We start from the raw sequence: 25,702 nt of genomic DNA, 5'->3' as shown, positions 1-25,702 counted from the left end.
GCGCTATAGTCGCCGGCCAGCAAGGCGGTCCATAACCAAACACAAGAGCGCGCGACATCGGCCCTGTCCACAAGGCCGCTGGCCCGCCCAGCTTCGAGGAGATGATGTCGATGAGTACCAAGGAAAACGCAGCCGTCAGCCAGTTGCTCGCACTGCTCGAGGCCCGTTATGCGCTCCGTGTGCTCTGGGCCCTGCGCGACGGCCACGCCCAAACCTTCCGGCTGCTGCAGGACAGCGTGGGCGGCATCACTCCCAACACGCTCAACACCCGCATCAAGGAGCTTCGCGAGGCCGGCATCGTGAGCCATGGCAGCGACGGCTACTGCCTCACGCTCAGCGGGCAGGACCTGCTCAAGCGGCTGTCCGACCTGCAGGCCTTTGCCGGCAAGTGGCAGCTGGGCCAGGCCAAGAAGGCGGCAGCCCCTGCCGCTGCGCCAGCCACCGCGCCCGCTGCGGCTGCGGCCCCGACGCCGGCACCTGCCGCCGCAGTGACGGCGCCTGCGGTTCCCGCCGCGCCGCCCACCGACGACACCAGCACCAGCTGACCACCGGCAGGCCGCCCCGCCCGGCCTCGGTAAACTCCGCGCCTTCGATCCATTCTTCTCACATCGACGCAAGGAGCGTTTCAAGATGCCTACCACCCCCTCCGGCCTGCAGTACGAAGACACCACCGTCGGCACCGGCACCGAAGCCAAGGCTGGCCAGCACGTGCACGTGCACTACACCGGCTGGCTCTACAACGACGGCGTGCAAGGCGCCAAGTTCGATTCGAGCCGCGACCGCAACGACCCCTTCGCTTTCTCGCTGGGCGCCGGCCAGGTCATCAAGGGCTGGGACGAAGGCGTGGCCGGCATGAAGATCGGCGGCCAGCGCACGCTGATCATTCCCGCATCGCTGGGCTATGGCGCCCGCGGCGCCGGCGGCGTGATCCCGCCGAACGCCACGCTGAAGTTCGACGTCGAGCTGCTCGACGCGCACTGATCCGGGCTCGCCCCCAAGCGGCGGCACACATCGTGTCGCTCATTGGGGGCTGCACCAGCGGCCCGGCAAAGCCGGTTTCGCTGTGCCTCTGTCTGAAAACATCGGTTTTTGGCCCTCCTGCGGCCCTTTCGGCCGCATTTTTTCGCTTGAAATGCCTTTGGACAGCCCCATGTGGCTGGCTATCGTTTGTTTTCCGGCATCACGCCGGTTCTTTGAAAAATGTCTGACCCGCAACAATCCGCACAGAATTCGCAAATGCTGCAAGGCGAGCCCAGCCCCGAAGAACTGGAGGCCGCGCAAGCCGCCAACGAAGCCGATGCCGTCGCCGCCCTGGCGCAAGCCCAAGGCGAACTCGCTGCCCTTCAGACCAAGAACGCCGAACTGGCCGACCAGTACCTGCGTGCCCAGGCCGACGTGCAGAACGCCCGCCGCCGCGCCGACGACGAGATCACCAAGGCCCGCAAGTTCGCTGTCGAAGCGTTTGCCGAGAGCCTGCTGCCGGTGACCGACAGCCTCGAAGCCGGCCTGGCCATCAAGGACGCCACGCCGGAGCAGATCCGCGAAGGCGCCGAAGCCACGCTGCGCCAGCTCAAGAGCGCGCTCGAACGCAACAAAGTGATCGAAGTGGCCCCGGCCCCCGGCACCAAGTTCGACCCGCACCAGCACCAGGCCATCTCGGTGGTGCCCGCCGACCAGGAACCGAACACCGTGGTGACCGTGCTCCAGAAGGGCTACACCATCAACGACCGCGTGCTGCGCCCGGCGCTGGTCACGGTCAGCGCACCGAAGTAACCGGCTCGCATCGGCACACAAGATTCCCACAGGAAATCCCCGCTTCATCCCTTGAATCGCGCTGGGTTATCCACAAGTTCATAACAACATATTTTTCAGGCTTTCAGGAGTAAAGAACATGGCAAAGATCATCGGCATCGACCTCGGCACCACCAACTCGTGCGTGTCGATCATGGAAGGCAACACCACGCGTGTGATCGAGAACTCGGAAGGTGCGCGCACCACGCCGTCGATCGTCGCGTACCAGGAAGACGGTGAAGTCCTCGTCGGTGCCTCGGCCAAGCGCCAGGCCGTCACGAACCCCAAGAACACGCTGTACGCGATCAAGCGCCTGATCGGCCGCAAGTTCGAGGAAAAGGAAGTGCAGAAGGACATCGACCTGATGCCCTACACCATCACCAAGGCCGACAACGGCGACGCATGGGTCGAAGTGCGCGGCAAGAAGATGGCCCCGCAACAGGTCAGCGCCGACATCCTGCGCAAGATGAAGAAGACCGCCGAAGACTACCTCGGCGAAACCGTGACCGAAGCCGTGATCACGGTGCCGGCCTACTTCAACGACGCACAGCGCCAAGCCACCAAGGACGCCGGCCGCATCGCGGGCCTGGACGTCAAGCGCATCATCAACGAGCCCACCGCAGCAGCCCTGGCCTTCGGCCTGGACAAGCAGGACAAGGCCGACCGCAAGATCGCCGTGTATGACCTGGGCGGCGGTACCTTCGACGTGTCGATCATCGAAATCGCGGACGTCGACGGCGAGAAGCAGTTCGAAGTGCTGTCGACCAACGGCGACACCTTCCTGGGCGGAGAAGACTTCGACCAGCGCATCATCGACTACATCATTGCCGAGTTCAAAAAGGAACAAGGCGTCGACCTGAGCAAGGACGTGCTGGCCCTGCAGCGCCTGAAGGAAGCCGCTGAAAAGGCCAAGATCGAACTGTCGAACAGCGCGCAGACCGACATCAACCTGCCCTACATCACGGCCGATGCCTCGGGTCCGAAGCACCTGAACATCAAGCTCACCCGTGCCAAACTGGAAAGCCTGGTCGACGAGCTGGTCGAGCGCACCATCGCGCCATGCCGCCTGGCCATCAAGGACGCCGGCATCAGCGTGAGCGACATCAACGACGTGATCCTGGTCGGCGGCATGACCCGCATGCCCAAGGTGCAGGAAAAGGTGAAGGCCTTCTTCGGCAAGGAACCGCGCAAGGACGTGAACCCCGACGAAGCCGTGGCTGTCGGCGCCGCCATCCAGGGCCAGGTGCTCTCGGGCGACCGCAAGGACGTGCTGCTGCTCGACGTGACCCCGCTGTCGCTCGGCATCGAGACCATGGGCGGCGTCATGACCAAGATGATCGCCAAGAACACCACGATCCCGACGAAGTTCGCACAGACCTTCTCGACCGCCGAAGACAACCAGCCGGCCGTGACGATCAAGGTGTTCCAGGGCGAGCGCGACATCGCTTCGGGCAACAAGGCGCTCGGCGAGTTCAACCTCGAAGGCATTCCGCCGGCAGCGCGCGGCACGCCGCAGATCGAAGTGAGCTTCGACATCGACGCCAACGGCATCCTGCACGTCGGCGCGAAGGACAAGGGCACCGGCAAGGAAAACAAGATCACCATCAAGGCGAACTCCGGCCTCTCCGAAGACGAAATCCAGAAGATGGTGAAGGACGCCGAGATCAACGCAGCCGACGACAAGAAGAAGCTTGAAATCGTGCAGGCCCGCAACCAGGGCGAAGCGATGGTGCACAGCGTGAAGAAATCGCTGGGCGAGCATGGCGCCAGCCTCGAAGCCACCGAGAAGGACGCGATCGAAACCGCGATCAAGGACCTCGAAGAAGTCCTCAAGGGCGAAGACAAGGCCGCGATCGAGGAAAAGACCAACACGCTGATGACCGCAAGCCAGAAGCTCGGCGAGAAGATGTATGCCGAATCGCAGGCTGCAGCCGGCGCCTCGGCCGCCAGCGGCCCCGGTGGCGCTGAAGCTTCCGCCAGTGCACAGGCCGACGACAACGTGGTCGACGCCGAAGTCAAGGAAGTCAAGAAGGGCTGATCTTCAGTCCCTTGAGCAAGGCTGGATCACCTCACGGGGTGCTCCAGCCTTTCTCGCTTCAAGTCACCCGAGTTCCCGCTGCTCCCCTGATCTCCCGATCGACCTGCCATGGCCACCAAACGCGACTATTACGAAACCCTCGGCGTCCCCAAGAACGCGAGCGAGGAAGAAATCAAGAAGGCTTATCGCAAGCTCGCGATGAAGCACCACCCCGACCGCAACCACGGCGACACCTCGAAGGAGGCCGAGGCCAAGTTCAAGGAGGTGAAGGAAGCCTACGAAATGCTGTCGGACGGCCAGAAGCGTGCGGCCTATGACCAGTACGGCCACGCAGGCGTCGACCCCAACATGCGCGGCGGTCCGGGTGCGGAAGGCTTCGGCGGTTTCGCCGAGGCTTTCGGCGACATCTTCGGCGACGTGTTCGGTGGTGGCGGCCGCGGCCGCACCAGCAGCGGCCGCCAGGTGTTCCGCGGCAGCGACCTGAGCTACGCCATGGAGATCACGCTGGAAGAAGCCGCCGAAGGCAAGACCACCGAGATCCGCATCCCCACCTGGGACGAGTGCGAGACCTGCCACGGCTCGGGCGCCAAGCCCGGTACCAAGCCCATCACCTGCACCACCTGCCATGGCGCCGGCGCCGTGCAGATGCGCCAGGGCTTCTTCAGCGTGCAGCAGACCTGCCCCACTTGCCACGGCAGCGGCAAGATCATTCCCGAGCCCTGCACCGCGTGCCACGGCCAAGGCAAGATCAAGCGCAACAAGACGCTCGAAGTGAAGATCCGCGCGGGCATCGACGACGGCCAGCGCATGCGCGTCACCGGCAACGGCGAGCCGGGTGTCAACGGCGGCCCTCCGGGCGACCTGTACATCGAAGTGCGGCTCAAGAAGCACGACATCTTCGAGCGCGACGGGGACAACCTGCACTGCGTGGTGCCGGTCAGCATGACGACGGCGGCGCTCGGCGGCGAGATCAACGTGCCGACGCTCAAGGGCGCAGCAGCCATCGACATTCCCGAGGGTACGCAGAGCGGCAAGCAGTTCCGGCTGCGCGGCAAGGGCATCAAGGGCGTGAACTCGAGCTACCCGGGTGACCTGTACTGCCACGTGCGCGTCGAGACGCCGGTGAAGCTCACCGAGCACCAGCGCAAGGTGCTGAAGGAGCTCGACGAATCGCTCAAGAAGGGTGGCGACAAGCACAGCCCGACCGACAAGGGCTGGTTCGACAAGGCGAAAGAATTCTTCAGCTGAAGAACTGGCCGACTCCTGCGGCCATGAGCCGCAGGAAATCATTGCGCTAACGCGCACCAAGGAAGTGCAAGGCCCGTTCAAGGGTCTCGCCCCCACGTTCATCCAGTTGCCACGCGGGGGTCGCGCCATTTCTTCGTCTGCCACGCAGTGCCAGGCACGCAACTCTTGGCCGCAGACTTCACATCGACCTCCGGCTGCTTCACGCCGACCCGAGGCGCCGGCCTCATCGAAATGGTGCGTGCCACCGGCCACCGAGCCGGCTTCAAGCACACAGAAGGTGCTTCTCGCACCCATGCGGAACACGCCGACCGGCGCCCACGCTTCTTTCCCACGCCAACACGCGCAAGCGCCTTCTCAAAAAGTGGCGCGGGGATTGCTTTTATATTTTTTTTTGGTGTGCAATAAACCAAACGGCGGATCACACGTTATTGCAGGGAGAGGCCGTTTTATTGAGCCCGGAGGCTCAATAGGCGGTGCTTTCTCGGGGAAAACCGAAAAGCGGCTGATGGCCATTCGGTATAGGTGTTTTCACCCGGAGATAATTAAGAAAGCGAGCCCTTGAATTTAACTGAAAATTGAATAGTAGTTCCTCTTTTTTCGAGGAACTTTACTTGTTGGTGTGGTTCTGATTTATGAAATGATTTGCCGGGTTCAATCTTTGCTTTATGCTGATTGTTAGCAGATTGTTGTAGGGGAGTTTTCCACCGCAGGCAGCGGAGGCGGGCACACCTTTTAAATGGCGCGCATTGCCTTTGCTGCAGGCTCCGGGGCCAAAAGCCCACTGACCTGATGGAGGCGTGACCATGGATGTGATCAGCAACTTTGCCGCCCGCTACGAGCGCACTCGCGAGGAAGTCATCTCGCTGCAGGACTACCTTGACACCTGCAAGCGCGATCCTTCGGCCTATGCCACCGCCTCCGAGCGGATGCTGAAGGCCATTGGCGAGCCGGAGCTGGTCGATACGCGCAACGATCCCCGGCTGTCGCGCATCTTCGCGAACAAGGTCATCAAGATCTACCCGGCGTTCAAGGAGTTTTATGGCATGGAAGACGCCATAGAACAGGTGGTCTCGTATTTCCGCCATGCCGCGCAGGGACTGGAAGAAAAGAAACAGATCCTTTACCTGCTGGGCCCCGTCGGCGGCGGCAAGAGCTCCATCGCCGAGCGCCTGAAGCAGCTCATGGAGCGCGTGCCCTTCTATGCCATCCAGGGCTCGCCGGTGAACGAATCGCCCCTGGGCCTGTTCGACACCATCGAAGACGGCGAGATCCTTGAAAAGGAATACAGCATCCCCCGTCGCTACCTGAATCGGATTCTCTCGCCCTGGGCCGTCAAGCGGCTCGAGGAATACGGTGGCGACATCCGCCAGTTCAAGGTGGTCAAGCGCTACCCCTCGGTGCTGCGGCAGATCGCGGTCGCCAAGACCGAGCCGGGCGACGAGAACAACCAGGACATCTCTTCGCTGGTCGGCAAGGTCGACATCCGCAAGCTGGAGACCTATGCCCAGGACGACCCGGACGCCTACGCCTACTCCGGCGGCCTGTGCCTGGCCAACCAAGGCCTGCTGGAATTCGTGGAAATGTTCAAGGCGCCGATCAAGGTGCTGCACCCGTTGCTGACCGCCACGCAGGAAAGCAACTTCAAGGGCACCGAAGGCTTCGGCGCCATTCCCTTCGATGGCATCGTGCTGGCGCACAGCAACGAGAGCGAGTGGAAGGCCTTCCGCAACAACAAGAACAACGAAGCGTTCCTCGACCGGATCTACATCGTCAAGGTGCCCTACTGCCTGCGCGCCTCGGAAGAAATCAAGATCTACGAGAAGCTCGTGCGCAACTCGTCGCTGGCCCAGGCGCCCTGCGCCCCCGGCACGCTGCGCATGATGGCCCAGCTCTCGGTGCTCACGCGCCTGAAGGAGCCCGAGAACTCCAGCACCTTCAGCAAGATGCAGGTGTACGACGGCGAGAGCCTGAAGGACACCGACCCCAAGGCCAAGTCGATCCAGGAGTACCGCGACTACGCGGGCGTCGACGAAGGCATGAGCGGCGTCTCGACGCGCTTCGCCTTCAAGATCATCTCGAAGGTCTTCAACTTCGACAGCTCCGAAGTTGCCGCCAACCCGGTGCACCTGATGTATGTGCTCGAGCAGCAGATCGAGCGCGAGCAGTTCCCGCCCGAGATCGAGCAGAAGTACATCAGCTACATCAAGGAACTGCTGGCGCCGCGCTATGCCGAGTTCATCGGCAAGGAAATCCAGACCGCCTACCTGGAGAGCTACAGCGAGTACGGCCAGAACATCTTCGACCGCTACGTGACCTACGCCGACTACTGGATCCAGGACCAGGAGTTCCGCGACGTGGACACCGGTGAAGTCTTCGACCGCGCATCGCTCAATGCCGAACTCGAGAAGATCGAGCGGCCTGCCGGCATCGGCAACCCGAAGGACTTCCGCAACGAGATCGTCAACTTCGTGCTGCGCGCACGGGCCGGCAACGCGGGGCGCAACCCGGCGTGGACCAGCTACGAAAAGCTGCGCGCGGTGATCGAGAAGAAGATGTTCTCCAACACCGAAGAGCTCCTGCCGGTGATCAGCTTCAACACCAAGAGCAGCGCCGACGAGCAGAAGAAGCACGAAGACTTCGTGACCCGCATGGTCGAGAAAGGCTATACGGCCAAGCAGGTTCGCCTGCTGTGCGAGTGGTACCTGCGCGTGCGCAAGAGTTCATAACGACGACCCTTCGTTCGTCCTCTTTTGCAAGGAGCTTTGAAACCATCGTGGCCATCCTGCAGCAGATCATCGACCGCCGGCTATCGGGCAAGAACAAGTCCATTGGCAACCGCGAGCGCTTCCTTCGGCGCTACAAGGGACAGATCCAGGAAGCGGTGAGGCGCGCCGTCAGCGGCCGCAACATCCGCGAACTGGAGCAAGGCGAAGACGTGACCCTGCCGCGCCACGATGTGTCCGAACCGGTGTTCGGCCACGCCCGTGGCGGTGACCGCGAGTACGTGCATCCGGGCAACCAGGAGTACCTGAAGGGCGACCGCATCAAGCGCCCCGAAGGCGGCGCGGGCGGTGGTTCCGGCAGCGGCGAGGCCAGCGACAGCGGCGAAGGCGAGGACGACTTCGTCTTTCACCTCACGCGCGAAGAATTCATGCGCGTGTTCTTCGACGACCTCGCGCTGCCGCACCTCATCCGCACGCAGATCGCCGACGTGCCCGAGTGGAAGAGCCATCGCGCCGGCTTCACGAGCGACGGCTCGCCCAACAACCTGCACGTGGTGCGCTCGATGCGCGGGGCGCTGGCACGCCGCATTGCGCTCGGCGGCGAACCGCGCAAGGAACTCAAGCGCCTCGAAGCGCAGCTCGAACGTCTCCAGCAGCATCCACAGGTGACGTCGGCGCTGGTCCAGAAAGAGATCCACGAGGTCGAGGAGCGCATCGCCGAGCTGCGCCGCACCATGCGGCACGTGCCCTACATCGACCCCATCGACCTGCGCTACCGCAACCGCGTGAAGACGCCGGTGCCCAGTGCCAAGGCCGTGATGTTCTGCCTGATGGACGTGTCGGGTTCGATGGACGAGGCGCGCAAGGACATGGCCAAGCGCTTCTTCATGCTGCTGTACATGTTCCTCACGCGGCACTACGAAAAAATCGACCTCGTGTTCCTGCGCCATCACACGCAGGCACAGGAAGTGACCGAAGAAGAGTTCTTCCATGCCACCGAAACCGGCGGCACGGTGGTGTCAAGCGCGCTGGTGCTGATGGACGAGATCATCAAGGCGCGCTACCCCAGCGGCGAATGGAACGTCTACGGCGCGCAGGCCAGCGACGGCGACAACTGGCACCAGGACAGCGGCCGCTGCCGCGAGCTGCTGGTCGACAACATCCTGCCGGTGGTGCGCTACTACGCGTACGTGCAGGTGGCCGAGACCGAGCAGAACCTGTGGCAGGAGTACCAGCAGCTCGAAGGCGTGCAGCCCAACTTCGCGATGCGCAAGGTGTCCGACGCGCAAGACATCTACCCGGTCTTCCGTGACCTGTTCAAGAAGGAAGGGGTCAACTCATGAACACCGACCGCCCTCCGCCCGACCGTGTCCTGGAGCGCCTGCCCAGCCCCTCCGACTGGACCTTCGAGCTGATCGAGACCTACCACACCGAGATCGCCAAGACCGCCAAGGGCTACGGCCTGGACGTGTACCCGAACCAGCTCGAAGTGATCACGGCCGAGCAGATGATGGACGCCTACGCCAGCGTGGGCATGCCCATGATCTACAGGCACTGGTCGTACGGCAAGCAGTTCATCGCGACCGAGAAGAACTACAAGCGCGGCCACATGGGCCTGGCGTACGAGATCGTCATCAACTCCGACCCGTGCATCGCCTACCTGATGGAAGAAAACACCATGGCCATGCAGGCCCTGGTGATCGCGCACGCGGCCTATGGCCACAACAGCTTCTTCAAGGGCAACTACCTGTTCCGGATGTGGACCGATGCGTCGTCCATCATCGACTACCTCGTCTACGCCCGGCACTACATCGCCGAGTGCGAAGAGCGCCACGGCCTCGATGCGGTCGAGGAACTGCTCGACTCCTGCCACGCGCTGATGAACTACGGTGTCGACCGCTATCGCCGTCCGCAGAAGCGCTCGCTGGCGCAGGAAAGCGCACAGCGCGCGGACCGCGAGCGCCACATGCAGCAGCAGGTCAACGACCTCTGGCGCACGCTGCCGCGACGCGCCGAGCAGGCCGCCGAATCCGAAGCCGGACGGCGCTTTCCGCCAGAGCCCCAGGAGAACCTGCTCTACTTCATCGAGAAGAACGCCGCGCTGCTCGAACCCTGGCAACGCGAGGTGGTGCGCATCGTGCGCAAGATCGCGCAGTACTTCTATCCGCAGCGCCAGACGCAGGTCATGAACGAAGGCTGGGCCACCTTCTGGCACTACACGCTGCTCAACACCATGTACGACCGCGGCCAGCTCGCCGACGGCTTCATGATGGAGTGGCTCAGCTCGCACACGGGCGTGATCTTCCAGCCGCCGGTCGGGCACCGCGCCTACAGCGGCATCAACCCGTATGCGCTGGGCTTCGCGATGTACACCGACCTGCGGCGCGTCTGCGAGAAGCCGACCGAGGAAGACCGCCGCTGGTTCCCCGACTTCGCGGGCAGCGACTGGCTCAAGACGCTCGACTACGCCATGCGCAACTTCAAGGACGAGAGCTTCATCGGCCAGTTCCTGAGCCCGAAGACGATGCGCGACTTTCGCCTGTTCTCGATCCGCGACTACCAGAGCGAATCCGAACTCGAGGTGTCGGCCATTCACGACGACAGCGGCTACCACGCCCTGCGCGAGTCGCTGTCACGCCAGTACGACATCAGCAGCCGCGAGCCCGACATCCAGGTGTGGAACGTGGCCACGCGCGGCGACCGCTCGCTGACGCTGCGTCATACGCAACGCAACAACCTGCCGTTGCACGACGGCGCGGAAGAAGTGCTGAAGCACGTCGCAAGGCTCTGGGGCTTCGACGTGCACCTCGAGAGCATCGACAGCGCCGGGCGTATCAGCCGCAGCTGGAAAGCCGCGGCGCCCAGGCAGCAGAACTAGCGGCGGCGGGCGCCGCCGCTCAGGGCACCAGCGCTGCGATGGCCAGCGTGTAGCCCTTCACGCCCAGCCCCACGATGATCCCGCGCGCGGCAGGCGAGATGTAGGAGTGATGGCGAAACTCTTCGCGCGCATGCACGTTCGAGATGTGCAGCTCGATCACCGGCACGCTCGCACCCTTGATCGCATCGTGCAGCGCGATCGAGGTGTGGGTGTAGGCACCGGGGTTCATGACCACGCCCAGCATGTTGCCGGCGGCCACTTCGCGGCCGGCTTCCTGGATCCAGTCGATCAGCACGCCTTCGTGGTTCGACTGGCGGCATTCGATCTCGACGCCGTGCTTCGCACCCGTCTCCTTGCACAGACGCTCGACGTCGGCCAGCGTGTCGCGACCGTATTGCTCGGGCTCGCGCGTGCCGAGCAGGTTGAGGTTGGGGCCGTTGAGGACGAGTATTTTCTTCATGATGAGTAAGGCCATGAGGGCAGCAGTCGGACGGCGCCAATTATGGTCTTGTGCCGGCCCTGCGGCGCCTGGCCGCCGACGATCCGACGTAGTAGTTGTACGAGTCGATGTCCACTACGCAGCGCGCCATCAGGTCGACGAAATCGCGCAGCTTCTGGCCCATGTAGCGCTGCCGCTGGTAGGCGCAGTAGATGCGGCGCGGCTCGGGCTGCCACTGCGGCAGCACCGGCACCAGCACGCCCTGCTCCACCTCGGGCCGCACGAAGAAGGCCGGCAGCAGCGCAATGCCCAGGCCGTCGATGCAGAAGGTCTTCATGACCCAGTGGTCGTTGGTCTCGAAGGCGGGCTCCGGGCGAAAGGCATGGCTGCCCAATGCACCCGACACCAGCAGCACCTGCGACTGCCCTGAAAGCGCCTTCATCACGATCGACTGGTGCCGTGCCAGTTCATCGGGCGCCTGCGGCGTGCCGTGGCGCGCCAGGTACTGCGGGCTCGCATAAAGCCCGTAGTTCAGCTTGCCCAGCAGCTTGGCCACGAGGTTCGGCGCATCGGGCGGCTCGGAGCACACGTAGCAATCGACGTCGCCGACCTGCGGCGCATGGAAGCCGTTCGCCACGTCGAGCTGGCAGCGCACGTTCGGATGCGACTCCAGGAACAGCTTGACCACGTGGCAGACGAAGGAGGTGCTGAACTGCGTGTCGGACAGCAGCGAGAGGCTGCCCGACACGCCGGTGGTCAGCTCGTGGATCTCGGTGCTGGCGGCTTCGAGCCGGCCCGTCACCTCGTCGAGCAGCCCTTCGCTGCGCGCAAAGAAAGCGCGGCCGGCCTCGGTGAGCGTGATGCGGCGCGGGCTGCGCATCAGCAGTTGCGCACCCAGCAGTTTTTCGAGCCGCGTGAGCTGCCGGCTCAAGGTGGCCTTCGACACGCCCGAGAGGCTTTCGGCCTTGGTGAGGCTGCCGCTCCTTGCGACCAGCACGAAGGCCTCGACCAGTGCGAGATCGATGCGGCTCATGGGGACAGGGGCCGGCGTTGCAGGAATGAAAAGTTGCGTCTCTTCATATGGCTTTCATCGATGCGGCAGACGCGGTACGGTAGACGGCACGGCCGGGGGTGGCGCCAATGCTATGCCATCACCGGCGCCGAGCCCCACGCCCCTGCGCCCCACGCACCATGAACACAAGCAACACCGCCCCCTGGCATCCCGTGGCACGGTCGGCCGACCTGCGCCCCGGCGCCAACATCGTCGCCGGCTTTGCCGAAGGCCAGGAACTCGCCCTCTGGCGTTCGGCCGACGGCACCGCGCAAGCATGGGAAAACCGCTGCCCGCACCGCAGCGTGCGCTTCACGCTCGGCCGGGTGATCGAGAACCGGCTGGCCTGCGCCTACCACGGCTGGCAGTACGCGGCCGGCAGCGGGCAATGCACGAGCATCCCGGCGCACCCGGCCATGCAGGCGCCACGCAACGTCTGCGCGAAGACATTCAACGTGGCCGAGGCGGCGGGAATGCTCTGGGTTCACCTGTCGCCCGAGCCCCTCGTTGCGCCCGCAGAACTGGCCAGCGCCGTCCCCGCCGGCTGGCGCTTCTGCCGCACATTGACCGTGCGCGCACCCGCCGGCACGGTGCGCGAAATGCTGGCCCGGCGCGGCCTGGTCGCCGATGCGGCACCGGACGCATGGCGCGGCCAGCTCGATGAGGCCAACACGGTCGCTCTCGTCCTCGACGCCCAGCCCCACCTCGCCTTCGTGCATTTCTGGAGCGATGCGGACCCCGCCTCGAATGCAATGGCAGCCCTGCACACCGCCGTCCGCCGCCTGCGCAGCGAGATCGAAGCCCTTCCCAAAGGTTGAAAGAAGAAGCCATGCCCTTCGTCACCGACGACCCCAACATGCGCGACGACTGGCTGGTCGTCGGGCCTGCCACGACCGAAGCGCGCACCACCCGCCTGCTCGGCGAAACGGTGCGGCTCTGGATCGACGCCGACGGCACGCCTCAATGCCGGCTGCCTCACCTGGACGACCAGCCGCTCACGGTGCAATCCCGCTACGGCTATCTCTGGGTCTGTCCCAGCGGCCAGCCCGCACGCCCGCTGTTCGACTTCCCCGAATACAGCGAGCCCGGCCGCCGCACCATCGATTGCGGCGGCATCGGTGTCGCGGTGTCGGGCCTGCGGGTGATCGAGAACTTCCTGGACATGGCGCACTTCCCCTTCGTGCACGCCGACTACCTCGGCAAGGTGCCGCACACCGAGGTGGCGCAATACCAGGTGCAGGTCGAACCCGCCACCGGCGAGATCTGGGCCACCGACTGCCGCTTCTGGCAGCCGCGCGCCTCGGCCGCCCACGATTCGGGCAGCGAGGTGTTCTACAGGTACCGCGTGATGCAGCCCTTCTCGGCCATGCTCTACAAGTCGAGCTTTCGCGCGGGCGAACTCGATGCCATCGGCCTTTTCCTGCAGCCCATCGACGACGAGCACGTCATCGCCCACACGGTCCTCGCCTGCTACGACGACGACTCCACCGACGCCGAACTCATCGCCTTCCAGCACACGATCTTCGGCCAGGACAAGCCGATCCTGGAGAACCACGCCTTCAAGCGCATGCCGCTCGAAGGCCGCGCCGAGACGCCCACGCGCGGCGACACCTCGTCCGTGACCTACCGCCGCTGGTTGCGCGAGCGCGGCATGCGCTTCGGCGTGAGGGCCGCCGCATGACCACGATGCTGAAGCTCTACGACTACCCGCTCTCGGGCAACTGCTTCAAGGTGCGGCAGATGCTGGCGTGGCTCGGCGTCGCCCATGAAACCGTGCCGGTCGATTTCTATCCCGGGCGCGAGCACAAGTCGGCCGCCTTCCTGGCGAACGTCAACCCGCTCGGCCAGCTCCCGGTGATCGACGACGGCGGCTTCGTGCTGCGCGATGCGCAGGCCATCCTGGTCTATCTCGCGAGCCGCCACGACACGCAAGGCCACTGGTACCCCGACGACCCCAGGCTGCGCGGCCAGATCGCGATGTGGCTCGCCACCGCCGACGACATCACCCGCACCGCCTCGGCCGCGCGGCTGCACGACGCGCTCGGCTACCACCACCTGGACATCGACGCCTGCCGCGCCGGCGCGCGCGCCGTGTTCCGCGTGCTCGACGACCACCTCGCCGAACAGGCCGGCATGGGCCTGCGCTGGCTGGCTTCGGCGCCCAAGCCGACCATTGCCGACCTGGCCTGCTTTCCGTATGTCGCGCTGGCCGGCGAAGGCGGCATTTCGCTGGACGAATTTCCGGCCCTTCGTAACTGGGTCTGGGATTTCCGACACCTGCCCGGGTTCATTGGCATGTCGGGTATCTTCCCTGCCGGCCCCGCCTGAGTATCCTTGGGCCTTCGCGCCTCTTTCCCTCCCTCTTTTCCCCGAACCCGCCATGAAAACCAAAGCCGCCGTCGCCTGGAAATCCGGAGCCCCGCTCACCATTGAAACCGTCGACCTCGACGGTCCCCGTTTCGGCGAAGTGCTGGTCGAGATCAAGGCCACCGGCATCTGCCACACCGACTACTACACGCTCTCGGGCGCCGACCCCGAAGGCATCTTCCCCGCGATCCTGGGCCATGAAGGCGCGGGCATCGTGGTCGACGTCGGCCCCGGCGTCACCACGCTGAAAAAAGGCGACCACGTCATTCCGCTGTACACGCCCGAGTGCCGCCAGTGCAAGTTCTGCCTCTCGCGCAAGACCAACCTGTGCCAGCTGATCCGCGGCACGCAGGGCAAGGGCCAGATGCCCGACGGCACCAGCCGCTTCAGCCTCGACGGCAAGCCGATCGCCCACTACATGGGCACCAGCACTTTCAGCAACTACACCGTCGCGCCCGAAATCTCGCTCGCCAAGATCCGTGAAGACGCGCCCTTCGACAAGGTCTGCTACATCGGCTGCGGCGTCACCACCGGCATCGGCGCGGTGATCTTCACGGCCAAGGTCGAAGCGGGCGCCAACGTGGTGGTGTTCGGCCTCGGCGGCATCGGCTTGAACGTGATCCAGGGCGCCAAGATGGTGGGCGCCGACAAGATCATCGGCGTCGACCTGAACCCCGAGCGCGAGGCCATGGCCCGCAAGTTCGGCATGACGCACTTCATCAACCCGAAGAACACCGAGAACGTGGTCGACGCCATCGTGCAGCTGACCGACGGCGGTGCCGACTACAGCTTCGAGTGCATCGGCAACACCAAGGTGATGCGCCAGGCGCTCGAATGCACGCACAAGGGCTGGGGCCGCAGCATCATCATCGGCGTGGCCGAAGCGGGTGCAGAAATCAGCACGCGGCCGTTCCAGCTGGTCACCGGCCGCAAGTGGGAAGGCTCGGCTTTCGGCGGCGCACGCGGCCGCACCGACGTGCCGAAGATCGTCGACTGGTACATGGAAGGCAAGATCAACATCGACGACCTGATCACGCACACCATGCCGCTGGAAGACATCAACAAGGGCTTCGACCTGATGAAGCGCGGCGAGTCGATCCGCGGCGTGGTTCTCTACTGAAGTCGACGGGAGGCGCCCCGCCATGAACCGCATGGAACCCTTGCGCAAGGTCGAGGCGGGCGTCCTCGACATCGCGTACTTCGAGACCGGGCCCGCCGACGGCCCGCCCGTGCTGCTGATGCACGGCTTTCCGTACGACATCCACACCTACGCCGAAGTGGCGCCGATGCTCGCGGCGCAAGGCTGCCGCGTGATCGTGCCGTACCTGCGCGGCTATGGCGCCACGCGCTTCCTGAGCGACACCACGCCGCGTTCGGGCGAACAGGCCGCACTGGGTGCCGACCTGCTCGCGCTGCTCGATGCGCTGGCCATTCCGCGCGCGGTGCTGGCCGGCTACGACTGGGGCGGGCGCGCCGCCTGCGTGGTGGCGGCGCTGTGGCCCGAGCGCTGCGCGGGGCTGGTGTCCTTCAACAGCTACAACATCCAGAACATCGCCAAGGCGATGGAGCCGGACGCACCGGCCAACGAACACAGCCTCTGGTACCAGTACTACTTTCACAGCGAACGCGGCCGCGCCGGGCTCGCGAAAGACCGCAAGGCGTTCACGAATCTGCTGTGGAAGCTGTGGTCGCCCACATGGAAGTTCGACGACGCCACCTTCGAGCGCAGCGCCGCCGCCTTCGACCACCCTGATTTCGTGGACGTGGTGATCCAGTCGTACCGCCATCGCTTCGGCCTCGTGCCCGGCGACCCGGCGTATGCAGACATCGAGCGCCGCCTCGCGGCCCAGCCTGCGATTACCGTGCCCACCATCACCTTCGACGGCATCGACGACGGCGTGCGCCCGCCGGCCGAGGCCTCGGCCCACGCGCATCGCTTCAGCGGCCCCCGCTCGCACCGCCTCGTGCCGGGCGTGGGCCACAACATGCCCCAGGAAGCGCCGCGCACCTTTGCCGACGCCGTGCTCGAACTGGTGCCCGCACTGCACAACCCATCCCGATGACCGACACCTCCCTCAAGACCCTTTCCGAGCACCACGCCTTCGGTGGCGTGCAGAGCTTTCACGAGCACCGCTCGCACGAGATCGGGCTGCCGATGCGCTTCTCGGTCTACCTGCCGCCGCAGGCCGCGCACGAGCGTGTGCCCGCCCTGCTCTACCTTGCGGGCCTGACCTGCAACGAAGAAACCTTCGCGACCAAGGCCGGCGCCCAGCGCATGGCCGCGAGCCTGGGCCTCGCGCTGATCGCGCCCGACACCAGCCCACGCGGCGCCGAGCCCGAAAGCCTGCCGGGCGCGAAAGACGACTGGGACTTCGGCATCGGCGCCGGCTTCTACCTCGACGCGACCGCCGAGCCCTGGTCCACCCATTGGCGCATGGAAAGCTGGATCGTCCACGAGCTGCTGCCGCTCGTGGCGCAGCACTTCGCCATCGATGGCCAGCGCCTGGGCATCTTCGGCCACTCGATGGGCGGCCACGGCGCGCTCACGCTCGCCATGCGGCACCCGGGGCGCTTCAAGTCGCTCTCGGCCTTTGCGCCGATCTGCGCACCCACGCAATGCCCATGGGGCAAGAAAGCGTTCAGCGGCTATCTGGGCGCGCCCGGCGACGACCGCGCCCAGTGGCTCGCGCACGACGCCAGCGCGCTGATGCAGTCGCAGACCGTCGCGCCGTATCCCCACGGCATCCTGATCGACCAGGGGCTGACTGATAAATTCCTGGCCGAGCAACTGCACCCCGAAGCGTTCGAGGCCGCCTGCTTCGCGGCCGGCCAGCCGCTCACGCTGCGCCGCCATGCGGGCTACGACCACGGCTACTACTTCATCCAGAGCTTCATGGCCGACCACATCGCGCATCACGCGCAAACGCTGCACGGCTGATCGACCTCGGCGGGCACGCGCCGTATCATGGAACGCATGTCCGCCGCTCAAATTCCTGCCTTCCATTTGCGGTCGCGCGATGGCTCCGCCGAAGAGAGCATGGTGCTGGCCGGCATCTGGCGGCGCGCGTGGATTTCCGCCAACCGGGGCGCGGTTTCCGTCGAGCCGATCGCGCACTGGCTGCACCGCGTGCAAACCGAATTCGTGCCGCCCGCCGAAGTCGTGCTGGCAGAGCGCGACGGGCAGGTGCTGGCCTTCATGGTGCTGCTGGAGCGGCGCGAGTACGTGGCCCAGCTCTTTGTCGAGCCGCACCTGCGCAACCAGGGACTGGGCAAGGCGCTGCTCGACGAAGCCTGCGTGCGCATTCCCACCGGCTGGCGGCTGCACGTGGCCACCACCAACACCTCGGCCCAGCGCTTCTACGAACGCTATGGCCTCGAACGCGGCACGGTCGACCGGCACCCGACCAGCGGCCGCGAACGCATTGCCTACCATTGGTCGCCTTCGCGCCCGCCGTGGCGCGTGGGTTGAACGGCTCCCCGATTTTTTCTTCTCCATGCGCATCGACCACATCGCACTCTGGACCACCGACCTCGAGCGCTGCAAGCGCTTCTACATCGACTACTTCGGCGCCACGGCCGGCGCGGGCTATGTCAATCCGGTGAAGGGTTTTGCCTCGTGCTTCCTGAGCCTGGGCGACGGCGCCCGCATCGAGGCCATGACCACCAGCACGCTCTCGCCCGTGGCGGTCGAAGCCGGCGCGCAACGCATGGGCTGGACGCACCTGGCCATCAGCGTGGGCTCCGACGCCGCGGTCGACGAACTCACCCAGCGCCTGAAGAACGACGGCTACCCGCTGCTCGATGGCCCGCGCCGCACCGGCGACGGCTACTACGAGAGCGTGGTGCTCGACCCCGACGGCAACCGCATCGAGATCACCGCATGAACAACAACACAAGGCCCGCACCATGAGCGCCTTCGTCCAGAGCCTGCATGAAATCTTCGAGCGCCTCGGCCGCATCGAAACGCGCCGCATGTTCGGCGGCCACGGCGTGTGGCACGAGGGCCGCATGATCGCGCTGGTGGCCCGCGACACGCTCTACCTGAAGGCCGACGCCGAAAGCGGCCCGCACTTCGACAAGCTGAACCTGCCGCCCTTCACCTACGAGCGGCAGGGCAAGGCGATGCCGATGTCGTACCGGCAGGCGCCGGCCGACCTGTTCGAAGACCGCGAAGAAGCCGCCCTGTGGGGCCGTCGCGCCTACGAAGCCGCGCTGCGCTCGGGCCAGCCACCGAAGAACAAGACACCGGCCGCCAAGAAGAAGGCCGCCAGCAAAACACCCGCAAAGAAAGCCGCAGTGAAGAAGACCAGGAAAGCAGTTCCACGGTGAGCAACAACAGCCCCGCGTTGCCCCCTTTGCCCGAGCGCGAACAGATCGCGCTGCTCGACCCCTTCGAAGGCCTCGGCCTGAAGAACATCGTCGTCGTTGCCACGCTGCAAGACGCCGAGCGCGCCGCCGACACGCTGCTGGCCGCGCGCGTGGCCGGCTTCGACACCGAGTCCAAGCCCACCTTCGCCAAGAACGAAGTTTCCGGCGGCCCGCACGTGGTGCAGTTCTCCACGCGCGACACGGCCTGGCTGTTCCAGCTGCACCGCACCGAATGCAACCCGGTGGTGGCCGCGCTGATCGCCTCGACCGAACTGCGCAAGGTGGGCTTCGGCCTGTCGGGCGACCTCACGCTGATCCGCAACAAGCTGCAGATCGAGCCGCAGGCGGTGTTCGACATCGACACCGAGTTCCGCCATCGCGGCTACCGCAAGTCGGTGGGCGTGAAGGCGGCAGTGGCGCTGGTGTTCAACCGCCGCTTCATCAAGTCGCGCAAGGCGACGACCTCGAACTGGGCGCACAAGCAGCTCACGGAAGCGCAGATCCGCTATGCGGCGAACGACGCCTACGCGGCGATCCGCGTGTTCGACGCGCTGTTTCCCGGTGCCTGAAACCGAGGGCTCAGTCCCGGCCCGCTTCGACGATGGCTTGCGCCAGCCGCCGCGGGTTCGAGAAAAACATCTCGTGGCTACCGGGGCATTCGACGAGCCTGAACAACCCCAGCCGCTCCGACAGGCGCGGGTGCCACGGCAGGCTGTGCGGCAGCGCGATGTCCTGCTGGCAGTTGATGTACGACTTGCCCAGCGCCAGTTCGGCCAGCGGCTTCTGCAGCCTGATCTTGTCGGTGAAGGTGCGGTACGGATGCGGGTTCAGCTTCTCGTACGCGGCCTGCGCGAGCGCGAGGTCGGCATCGTTGATGAAGGCCTCGCGCCAGACCTCGAAGGGCAGCATCACCGCGTTGCCATTCGCTGAGGCGATGGCATCGAACATCGCCAGGTAGTGCGGCGGCACCATGTCGTTGAGCGATTCGCCATCGAGCGGCACGAAGGCGTTGATGTAGATCAGCCTGCGCAGCCGGTGCGCGATGCGGTCGGCCACGCCCGAGATCACCATGCCGCCGTAGCTGTGGCCCGCGAGTCGGACCTGCGTCAGGTCTTTCTCTTCGATGTAGCGCACGGCCGAGTCGATGGCGTCGCCGAGGCCGGTGCGCGCGCGGTCGTCGCCGGCGCCATTGCCCGCGAGCGTGGGGCAATGCACGGTGTGCCCGGCTTCGCGCAGGCCATCGGCCACGGCTTCGATCTCGGCGCCGGTGTGCCAGGCGCCATGGACGAGAACATAGGTGTCGGACATGGTTGTCTCCTTCGTGGTGGGTGAAGGAGCACGACTGTAGAAAAACCAATGCAGTGCCGATGGCCGCTGCCTGCCAGCCCGATGGCCGTTTCGTGCCTGGCCTTTGCCTTCATTCAATAATTCAACGATACTTGAAATATGGAAGAAAACGATGTCGTTCGATCTTTGGCTGCCCTTGCACAGCCAATCCGCCTGCGGGTGTTTCGCGCGCTGGTGGTGGCCGGGCCCGAGGGCCTGACGCCGGGCGCGCTGACCGAAGCGCTCGACGTGCCGGCCACGGGCCTGTCTTTCCACCTCAAGGAATTGACGAACTCGGGGCTGATCTCGCAGGAACGGCAGGGCCGCAACCTCGTCTACCGCGCGGCCTTCGAGCGCATGAATGCCCTGCTCGGCTACCTCACGGAAAACTGCTGCCAGGGCGAGCCCTGCCTTGCCGACGGCGCAGCGGGCTGCGGCTGCTGACGACCCCTTGCGTTCGCCGACATGCTGACTGCCGCTTTCATCTTCGTCTGCACGCTCGTGCTCGTCATCTGGCAGCCGCGCGGGCTGGGCATCGGCTGGAGCGCTTCGCTCGGCGCGCTGGTCGCGCTGGCCCTCGGCGTGGTGCACCTTGCGGACATCCCGGTCGTGTGGGGCATCGTGTGGAACGCCACCGCCACCTTCGTCGCGGTGATCGTCATCAGCCTGCTGCTCGACGAGGCCGGCTTCTTCGAGTGGGCCGCCCTGCACGTGGCGCGCTGGGGCGGCGGGCGCGGCCGGCTGCTGTTCGCGTTCATCGTGCTGCTGGGCGCGGCGGTATCGGCGCTCTTCGCCAACGACGGCGCGGCGCTGATCCTCACGCCCATCGTGATGGCGATGCTGCTGGCGCTCGGCTTCACGCCCGCCGCCACACTGGCCTTCGTGATGGCGGCCGGCTTCATCGCCGACACGGCGAGCCTGCCGCTGGTGGTGTCGAACCTCGTGAACATCGTGTCGGCCGACTTCTTCAAGATTGGCTTCCGCGACTACGCAGCGGTCATGGTCCCGGTGAACATCGCGTCGGTGCTCGCCAGCCTGGCGATGCTGATGCTCTATTTCCGCCGCGCTATTCCCGCACGCTACGACGTGGCGCAGCTCAAGGCGCCCGCCACCGCCGTGCGAGACTTCGCGACCTTTCGCGCGGGATGGGTCGTGCTGGTTCTGCTGCTCGTCGGCTTCTTCGGGCTCGAACCGCTCGGCGTGCCGGTCAGCGCAGTGGCTGCCTTCGGTGCCGTGGTGCTGTTTGCGGTGGCAGCGCGTGGCCATGCGATCGACACGCGCAAGGTGCTGCGCGAGGCACCGTGGCAGATCGTCGTCTTCTCGCTGGGCATGTACCTCGTGGTCTACGGGCTGCGCAATGCCGGGCTGACGAGCCACATCGCATCGCTGCTCGACGTGTTCGCCAGGGGCGGCGTGTGGACCGCGGCGCTGGGCACCGGGATGCTCTCGGCCCTGCTCTCATCGGTCATGAACAACATGCCGACCGTGCTCGTCGGCGCGCTGTCCATCGACGCATCGGGCGCGAGCGGCGTGGTGAAAGAGGCCATGGTCTACGCCAACGTGATCGGCTGCGACCTGGGCCCGAAGATCACGCCCATCGGCAGCCTTGCCACGCTGCTGTGGCTCCACGTGCTCGCGAAGAAGGGCACCACCATCGGCTGGGGCTACTACTTCAAGGTCGGCTTCGTGCTGACGGTGCCGGTGCTGCTGGTCACGCTGGCGGCGCTGGCGCTGCGGCTGAGCGTCAGCTGACACATCCACCCCTCAAGACTTACCTCAAGACGCCACACCATGAGCGACATCACGATCTATCACAACCCCGTCTGCGGCACGTCCAGGAACGTGCTCGCATTGATCCGCAACACGGGCGACGAGCCCGAGGTCATCGAGTACCTGAAGCACCCGCCCGACCGCGCCACGCTGCAGCGCCTGATCGCCGCGATGGCGATGCCGGTGCGCGAGGTAATGCGCCGCAAGGGCACGCCCTACGACGAGCTGGGTCTGGACGATCCGAAGTGGAGCGACGACCAGTTGATCGACTTCATGCTGCAGCACCCCATCCTCATCAACCGGCCCATCGTGGTGACGCCGATCGCCACGCGCCTGTGCCGGCCGTCCGAGGCGGTGCTCGACATCCTGCCGCACCCGCAGCGCGGCGCCTTCACGAAGGAAGACGGCGAGATGGTCATCGACGCAAAGGGCCAGCGTGTCGCCAAGCCCTGAACTGCCCAACCTCGATGCCGAGGCCTTCCGCAAGCCGGACCTGCAACGCCTGCTGCCCGCCAGGCGCGCCAGCCACGCCCCGCGCATCCTGCTGCTCTACGGATCGCTGCGCGAGCGCTCCTACAGCCGCCTGCTGACCGAAGAGGCTGCGCGCCTTCTGCGCGCCATGGGGGCAGAGCCCCGCATCTACAACCCGCACGGCCTTCCGCTGCCCGACGGCGCACCCGACGACCATCCGAAGGTGCAGGAGCTGCGCGACCTCGCGCAATGGGCCGAAGGCATGGTGTGGACATCGCCCGAACGCCACGGCGCGATGACCGGGATCATGAAGGCGCAGATCGACTGGATACCGCTGTCCGTCGGCTCGGTGCGGCCCACGCAGGGCAAGACGCTCGCGGTCATGGAAGTGTCGGGCGGCTCGCAATCGTTCAACGCGGTGAACCAGTTGCGCGTGCTCGGACGCTGGATGCGCATGCTCACCATCCCCAACCAGTCGTCGGTGGCCAAGGCCTTTCTCGAATTCGACGAGAGCGGCCGGATGAAGCCTTCGCCGTACTACGAGCGCGTGGTCGATGTGATGGAAGAGCTGGTCAAGTTCACGCTGCTCACACGCGATTGCGCGGACCATCTGGTCGACCGCTACAGCGAACGGCGCGAGAGCGCGCAAGAGCTGTCGAAGCGGGTCAACCTGCGCAGCATCTGAGCACGGGGTTGCGCTGCGTCAACGGCGACGACGCAATTCGCCGGGCGTGCCGCCCAGGTGCCGGCGGCACTGGCGAACGAAGTGCGATGCATCGGCCAGCCCGACGCGAAACCCGATCTCCGCAATGCTCAGGCGGTCGAAGCGCACATCGCGCAGCATGCGTTGCGCCGCCTGCATGCGAAAGCCGGCCAGCGCGGTCGCGAAGGTGGTGGCGCCCTCGCCCAGGCAGCGATGCAGGCTGCGTTCCGAGATACCCAGCCCGCGCGCCACGCCGGCCGCCGTCAGGCCGGGTTCTGCATGGCGCTCGCGCGTGGCTTCCAGCACGCGCCGCCGCAAGGCGGCACGCCCCGCATCCGGCGCCTGCACGGGGCCATGCCCCATGGCCAATGCCAGCAGGCCGCCGAGCTGGTCGCCCAGCAGTTCGGCCGGCAGCGGCGGGTTGGTGGCCAGCGCCGGCGTCAACTGACGCACGAAGCTGCTGAGCACGCCGCCCCAGCCCGCCTGCCCGTCTATGCGGCGCGCCACCAGGTCGCCGGCATCGGGCAGCCATGCATCGACCCAGGCGGTCGGCAGTTCGAGCGAGATGGTGTCGGCCGACTGCAGCAGATGAAATTCATAGAGGCGGCGCGAATCGACCAGCACCGCGTCGCCCGGCAGCAGGCGCGCGGCGCGGCCGTCCTGCACGGCGACCCAGGCCGAGTCGGTCTTGCACAGCAGGTAGAAGTAGTTGTGGCGGCTCTGGGCAATGGCCCGGCGCGTGCGGTAGACGTCCTGCGCGCTGCCGCGCACCTCGTTGACGACGATGGGGCCGAGCGGCGCCGACACCAGCGTGGCCCCGAAATCCCCTGCCGCCGGGCTGGTCACGTCCATCTCCAGAAAGCCTTCGCAGACTGCGCCGACCCAGTAGTCCAGCCGCTGCGCAGGCGGCACGGTGTCGGTCGACCAGGTGTGGATCGCTGCAGAGGCGGATGCGGGTGCGATGGCGTTCATGCCGCCAACATAGCCAGCCCGGGCGCATTTGCCAAGCGGGTATAGACGCTCTCCGACGGCGCCCCGGCGCGCCCCCCGGCACAATGGCCGCCATCTCCAACCGTCTCCTACCGCACACGAAAGAAGGGCCATGAGCAACAAAAGCGATTTCGGACTGATCGGCCTGGCCGTGATGGGCCAAAACCTCGTGCTGAACGTGGAAAGCCGCGGCTTCCAGGTCAGCGTGTACAACCGCACCGAAGCCACCACCGAGGCCTTCATCGCCGCCAACCCCGGCAAGAAACTGGTGGGCGCCAAGACGCTCGAAGAGTTCGTTCAAAGCCTGGCCAAGCCCCGCAAGATCCAGATCATGGTCAAGGCCGGCGCACCGGTCGACCAGGTGATCGAGCAGCTCATTCCGCTGCTCGACAAGGACGACATCGTCATCGACGGCGGCAACAGCCTCTACACCGACACCGAGCGCCGCGACGCGTACCTCTCGAGCAAGGGCCTGCGCTTCATCGGCGCGGGCGTATCGGGCGGCGAGGAAGGCGCGCGCAAGGGCCCGTCGATCATGCCGGGCGGCCCTCTGTCGACATGGGAAGTGATGAAGCCGATCTTCGAGAGCATCGCGGCCAAGGTCGATGGCGAGCCTTGCGTGATTCACATCGGCCCCGGCGGCGCGGGCCACTACGTGAAGATGGTGCACAACGGCATCGAGTACGGCGACATGCAGCTGATCTGCGAGGCCTACAGCCTGTTCAAGGCAGCCGGCTTCAGCACCGACGAAATGGCCGCGATCTTCAACGAGTGGAACGACGGCGAGCTGCAGAGCTACCTGATCCAGATCACCGCCAAGGCGCTGGAGCAGAAAGACCCGGAAACGGGCAAGCCGATCGTCGACCTGATCCTCGACAAGGCCGGCCAGAAGGGCACGGGCCAGTGGACGCTCATCAACGCGGCCGAGAACGCGGTGGTCATCAGCACCATCAACGCCGCCGTCGAGGCGCGCGTGCTGTCGTCGCAGAAGAAGCAGCGCGTGGTGGCCAGCAAGCTGCTGCAGGGGCCGAAGATCGAACTGTCGCTCGAGAAGAAGGCGCTGGTGGCCAAGGTGCACGACGCGCTCTATGCCTCGAAGGTCATCAGCTACACGCAGGGCTTCGACCTCATCAAGACGATGGGCGACAAGAAGGACTGGAAGCTCGACCTGGGCGGCATCGCGTCGATCTGGCGCGGCGGCTGCATCATCCGCGCGCGCTTCTTGAACCGCATCACCGACGCCTTCCGCACCGACCCGGCGCTGGGCAACCTGATGCTCGACCCGTTCTTCAAGGACCTGCTCAACCGCACACAGCAAAGCTGGCGCGAAGTGGTGGCGCTGGCGGTGAGCAACGGCATTCCGGTGCCGGCCTTCAGCGCGTCGCTGGCCTACTACGACAGCTACCGCACGGAGCGCCTGCCGGCCAACCTGCTGCAGGCGCAGCGCGACTTCTTCGGCGCCCATACCTACGAGCGCATCGACAAGCCCGAAGGCCAGTTCTTCCACACCGACTGGCCCGAAGTCATCGGCTGATGCCG

26 protein-coding genes and 1 pseudogene are annotated in these 25,702 nt (G+C 65.6%); 23 read left to right on the top strand and 4 right to left on the bottom strand.

From position 1 onward, the window contains the following. Positions 1–110 precede the first annotated feature (110 nt). The 8 genes and pseudogenes from BLQ28_RS02120 to BLQ28_RS02085 all read left to right on the top strand — a co-directional run. Positions 111–413, top strand: a pseudogene (locus BLQ28_RS02120) (winged helix-turn-helix transcriptional regulator); the annotation flags it as partial. Between the two features lie 217 nt (positions 414–630). Beyond that, a complete protein-coding gene (locus tag BLQ28_RS02115) occupies positions 631–981 on the top strand; it encodes an FKBP-type peptidyl-prolyl cis-trans isomerase (RefSeq protein WP_093236910.1) in 351 nt (116 codons plus the stop codon). Positions 982–1,200: 219 nt separating this feature from the next. Beyond that, positions 1,201–1,773, top strand: a complete 573-nt coding sequence (gene grpE, locus BLQ28_RS02110; RefSeq protein ID WP_093236909.1) for a nucleotide exchange factor GrpE — start codon at positions 1,201–1,203, stop codon at positions 1,771–1,773. A gap of 118 nt (positions 1,774–1,891) precedes the next feature. Further along, entirely contained in the window at positions 1,892–3,829 is a 1,938-nt protein-coding gene (dnaK, locus tag BLQ28_RS02105; protein WP_093236908.1) for a molecular chaperone DnaK, read from the top strand. 108 nt (positions 3,830–3,937) lie between these two features. Beyond that, positions 3,938–5,077 (top strand): molecular chaperone DnaJ, encoded by a 1,140-nt coding sequence (dnaJ, locus tag BLQ28_RS02100; protein ID WP_093236907.1) that lies wholly within the window; start codon positions 3,938–3,940, stop codon positions 5,075–5,077. A gap of 803 nt (positions 5,078–5,880) precedes the next feature. Then, complete coding sequence (locus BLQ28_RS02095; RefSeq protein WP_093236906.1) at positions 5,881–7,803, top strand: PrkA family serine protein kinase; 1,923 nt, start codon at positions 5,881–5,883, stop codon at positions 7,801–7,803. 47 nt (positions 7,804–7,850) lie between these two features. Then, a complete protein-coding gene (locus BLQ28_RS02090; RefSeq protein ID WP_093236905.1) occupies positions 7,851–9,143 on the top strand; it encodes a YeaH/YhbH family protein in 1,293 nt (430 codons plus the stop codon). Beyond that, complete coding sequence (locus BLQ28_RS02085; RefSeq protein ID WP_093236904.1) at positions 9,140–10,678, top strand: SpoVR family protein; 1,539 nt, start codon at positions 9,140–9,142, stop codon at positions 10,676–10,678. Before BLQ28_RS02090 ends, BLQ28_RS02085 begins: the two co-directional genes overlap by 4 nt. Before the next feature lie 19 nt (positions 10,679–10,697). On the opposite strand, the gene aroQ is transcribed toward BLQ28_RS02085, so the two are convergent. Then, positions 10,698–11,138 carry a type II 3-dehydroquinate dehydratase gene (gene aroQ / locus BLQ28_RS02080; protein ID WP_093237655.1) on the bottom strand — a complete coding sequence of 147 codons (441 nt, stop codon included), beginning with the start codon at positions 11,136–11,138 and terminating at the stop codon, positions 10,698–10,700. A 40-nt stretch (positions 11,139–11,178) separates the two neighbouring features. Next, entirely contained in the window at positions 11,179–12,150 is a 972-nt protein-coding gene (locus tag BLQ28_RS02075) for a LysR family transcriptional regulator (RefSeq protein WP_093236903.1), read from the bottom strand. 158 nt (positions 12,151–12,308) lie between these two features. Between BLQ28_RS02075 and BLQ28_RS02070 the strand changes: the two genes are divergently transcribed. From BLQ28_RS02070 to BLQ28_RS02025, 10 genes are read left to right on the top strand one after another with little or no spacing between them, the layout of a single operon-like run. Continuing rightward, positions 12,309–12,986, top strand: a complete 678-nt coding sequence (locus BLQ28_RS02070; protein ID WP_093236902.1) for a Rieske (2Fe-2S) protein — start codon at positions 12,309–12,311, stop codon at positions 12,984–12,986. 11 nt (positions 12,987–12,997) lie between these two features. Further along, a complete protein-coding gene (locus tag BLQ28_RS02065; protein WP_093236901.1) occupies positions 12,998–13,849 on the top strand; it encodes an aromatic ring-hydroxylating oxygenase subunit alpha in 852 nt (283 codons plus the stop codon). Beyond that, entirely contained in the window at positions 13,846–14,496 is a 651-nt protein-coding gene (locus tag BLQ28_RS02060; RefSeq protein WP_093236900.1) for a glutathione S-transferase family protein, read from the top strand. Before BLQ28_RS02065 ends, BLQ28_RS02060 begins: the two co-directional genes overlap by 4 nt. A 52-nt stretch (positions 14,497–14,548) precedes the next feature. Continuing rightward, positions 14,549–15,655 (top strand): S-(hydroxymethyl)glutathione dehydrogenase/class III alcohol dehydrogenase, encoded by a 1,107-nt coding sequence (locus tag BLQ28_RS02055; RefSeq protein ID WP_093236899.1) that lies wholly within the window; start codon positions 14,549–14,551, stop codon positions 15,653–15,655. 22 nt (positions 15,656–15,677) lie between these two features. Continuing rightward, on the top strand, positions 15,678–16,598 hold the full coding sequence (locus tag BLQ28_RS02050) for an alpha/beta fold hydrolase (protein ID WP_093236898.1): 921 nt from the start codon (positions 15,678–15,680) through the stop codon (positions 16,596–16,598). Then, positions 16,595–17,473 (top strand): S-formylglutathione hydrolase, encoded by an 879-nt coding sequence (fghA, locus tag BLQ28_RS02045; protein WP_093236897.1) that lies wholly within the window; start codon positions 16,595–16,597, stop codon positions 17,471–17,473. The genes BLQ28_RS02050 and fghA overlap by 4 nt, the downstream gene beginning before the upstream one ends. A gap of 36 nt (positions 17,474–17,509) precedes the next feature. Beyond that, a complete protein-coding gene (locus BLQ28_RS02040) occupies positions 17,510–18,004 on the top strand; it encodes a GNAT family N-acetyltransferase (protein WP_256327139.1) in 495 nt (164 codons plus the stop codon). A 25-nt stretch (positions 18,005–18,029) separates the two neighbouring features. Further along, positions 18,030–18,419 carry a VOC family protein gene (locus BLQ28_RS02035; RefSeq protein ID WP_093236895.1) on the top strand — a complete coding sequence of 130 codons (390 nt, stop codon included), beginning with the start codon at positions 18,030–18,032 and terminating at the stop codon, positions 18,417–18,419. Positions 18,420–18,441: 22 nt separating this feature from the next. Further along, a complete protein-coding gene (locus tag BLQ28_RS02030) occupies positions 18,442–18,864 on the top strand; it encodes a TfoX/Sxy family protein (RefSeq protein ID WP_093236894.1) in 423 nt (140 codons plus the stop codon). Next, positions 18,861–19,472: a 3'-5' exonuclease gene (locus BLQ28_RS02025; RefSeq protein ID WP_093236893.1), complete on the top strand. Its 612-nt coding sequence runs from the start codon at positions 18,861–18,863 to the stop codon at positions 19,470–19,472. Before BLQ28_RS02030 ends, BLQ28_RS02025 begins: the two co-directional genes overlap by 4 nt. 10 nt (positions 19,473–19,482) lie before the next feature. On the opposite strand, the gene BLQ28_RS02020 is transcribed toward BLQ28_RS02025, so the two are convergent. Then, positions 19,483–20,211 carry an alpha/beta fold hydrolase gene (locus BLQ28_RS02020; RefSeq protein ID WP_093236892.1) on the bottom strand — a complete coding sequence of 243 codons (729 nt, stop codon included), beginning with the start codon at positions 20,209–20,211 and terminating at the stop codon, positions 19,483–19,485. A 138-nt stretch (positions 20,212–20,349) separates the two neighbouring features. Here BLQ28_RS02020 and BLQ28_RS02015 point away from each other — a divergent pair, with 138 nt between their 5' ends. The 4 genes from BLQ28_RS02015 to arsH are packed head-to-tail and all read left to right on the top strand — an operon-like array spanning position 20,350 to position 23,155. Beyond that, positions 20,350–20,673, top strand: a complete 324-nt coding sequence (locus BLQ28_RS02015; RefSeq protein WP_093236891.1) for an ArsR/SmtB family transcription factor — start codon at positions 20,350–20,352, stop codon at positions 20,671–20,673. Positions 20,674–20,694: 21 nt separating this feature from the next. Continuing rightward, positions 20,695–21,981 carry an arsenic transporter gene (locus tag BLQ28_RS02010; RefSeq protein WP_093236890.1) on the top strand — a complete coding sequence of 429 codons (1,287 nt, stop codon included), beginning with the start codon at positions 20,695–20,697 and terminating at the stop codon, positions 21,979–21,981. 39 nt (positions 21,982–22,020) lie between these two features. Next, positions 22,021–22,452 carry an arsenate reductase (glutaredoxin) gene (gene arsC, locus BLQ28_RS02005; protein ID WP_093236889.1) on the top strand — a complete coding sequence of 144 codons (432 nt, stop codon included), beginning with the start codon at positions 22,021–22,023 and terminating at the stop codon, positions 22,450–22,452. Continuing rightward, the gene (gene arsH / locus BLQ28_RS02000; RefSeq protein WP_093236888.1) at positions 22,436–23,155 is read left to right on the top strand and encodes an arsenical resistance protein ArsH; all 720 of its coding nucleotides are present in this window, start codon (positions 22,436–22,438) and stop codon (positions 23,153–23,155) included. Before arsC ends, arsH begins: the two co-directional genes overlap by 17 nt. Before the next feature lie 18 nt (positions 23,156–23,173). Here arsH and BLQ28_RS01995 read toward each other — a convergent pair whose 3' ends face one another. Next, entirely contained in the window at positions 23,174–24,145 is a 972-nt protein-coding gene (locus tag BLQ28_RS01995) for an AraC-like ligand-binding domain-containing protein (RefSeq protein ID WP_093236887.1), read from the bottom strand. Between the two features lie 130 nt (positions 24,146–24,275). Here BLQ28_RS01995 and gnd point away from each other — a divergent pair, with 130 nt between their 5' ends. After that, positions 24,276–25,697, top strand: coding sequence for a decarboxylating NADP(+)-dependent phosphogluconate dehydrogenase (gnd, locus tag BLQ28_RS01990; protein WP_093236886.1), 1,422 nt, complete (start codon positions 24,276–24,278; stop codon positions 25,695–25,697). Positions 25,698–25,702: the final 5 nt, after the last annotated feature.

The organism is Variovorax sp. EL159, assembly GCF_900100965.1.
In the GTDB taxonomy this organism is placed as follows: Bacteria; Pseudomonadota; Gammaproteobacteria; order Burkholderiales; family Burkholderiaceae_C; genus Variovorax.
The sequence above is the reverse complement of the archived record's forward strand: the minus strand, read 5'-3'. Positions and strand labels throughout refer to the sequence as shown.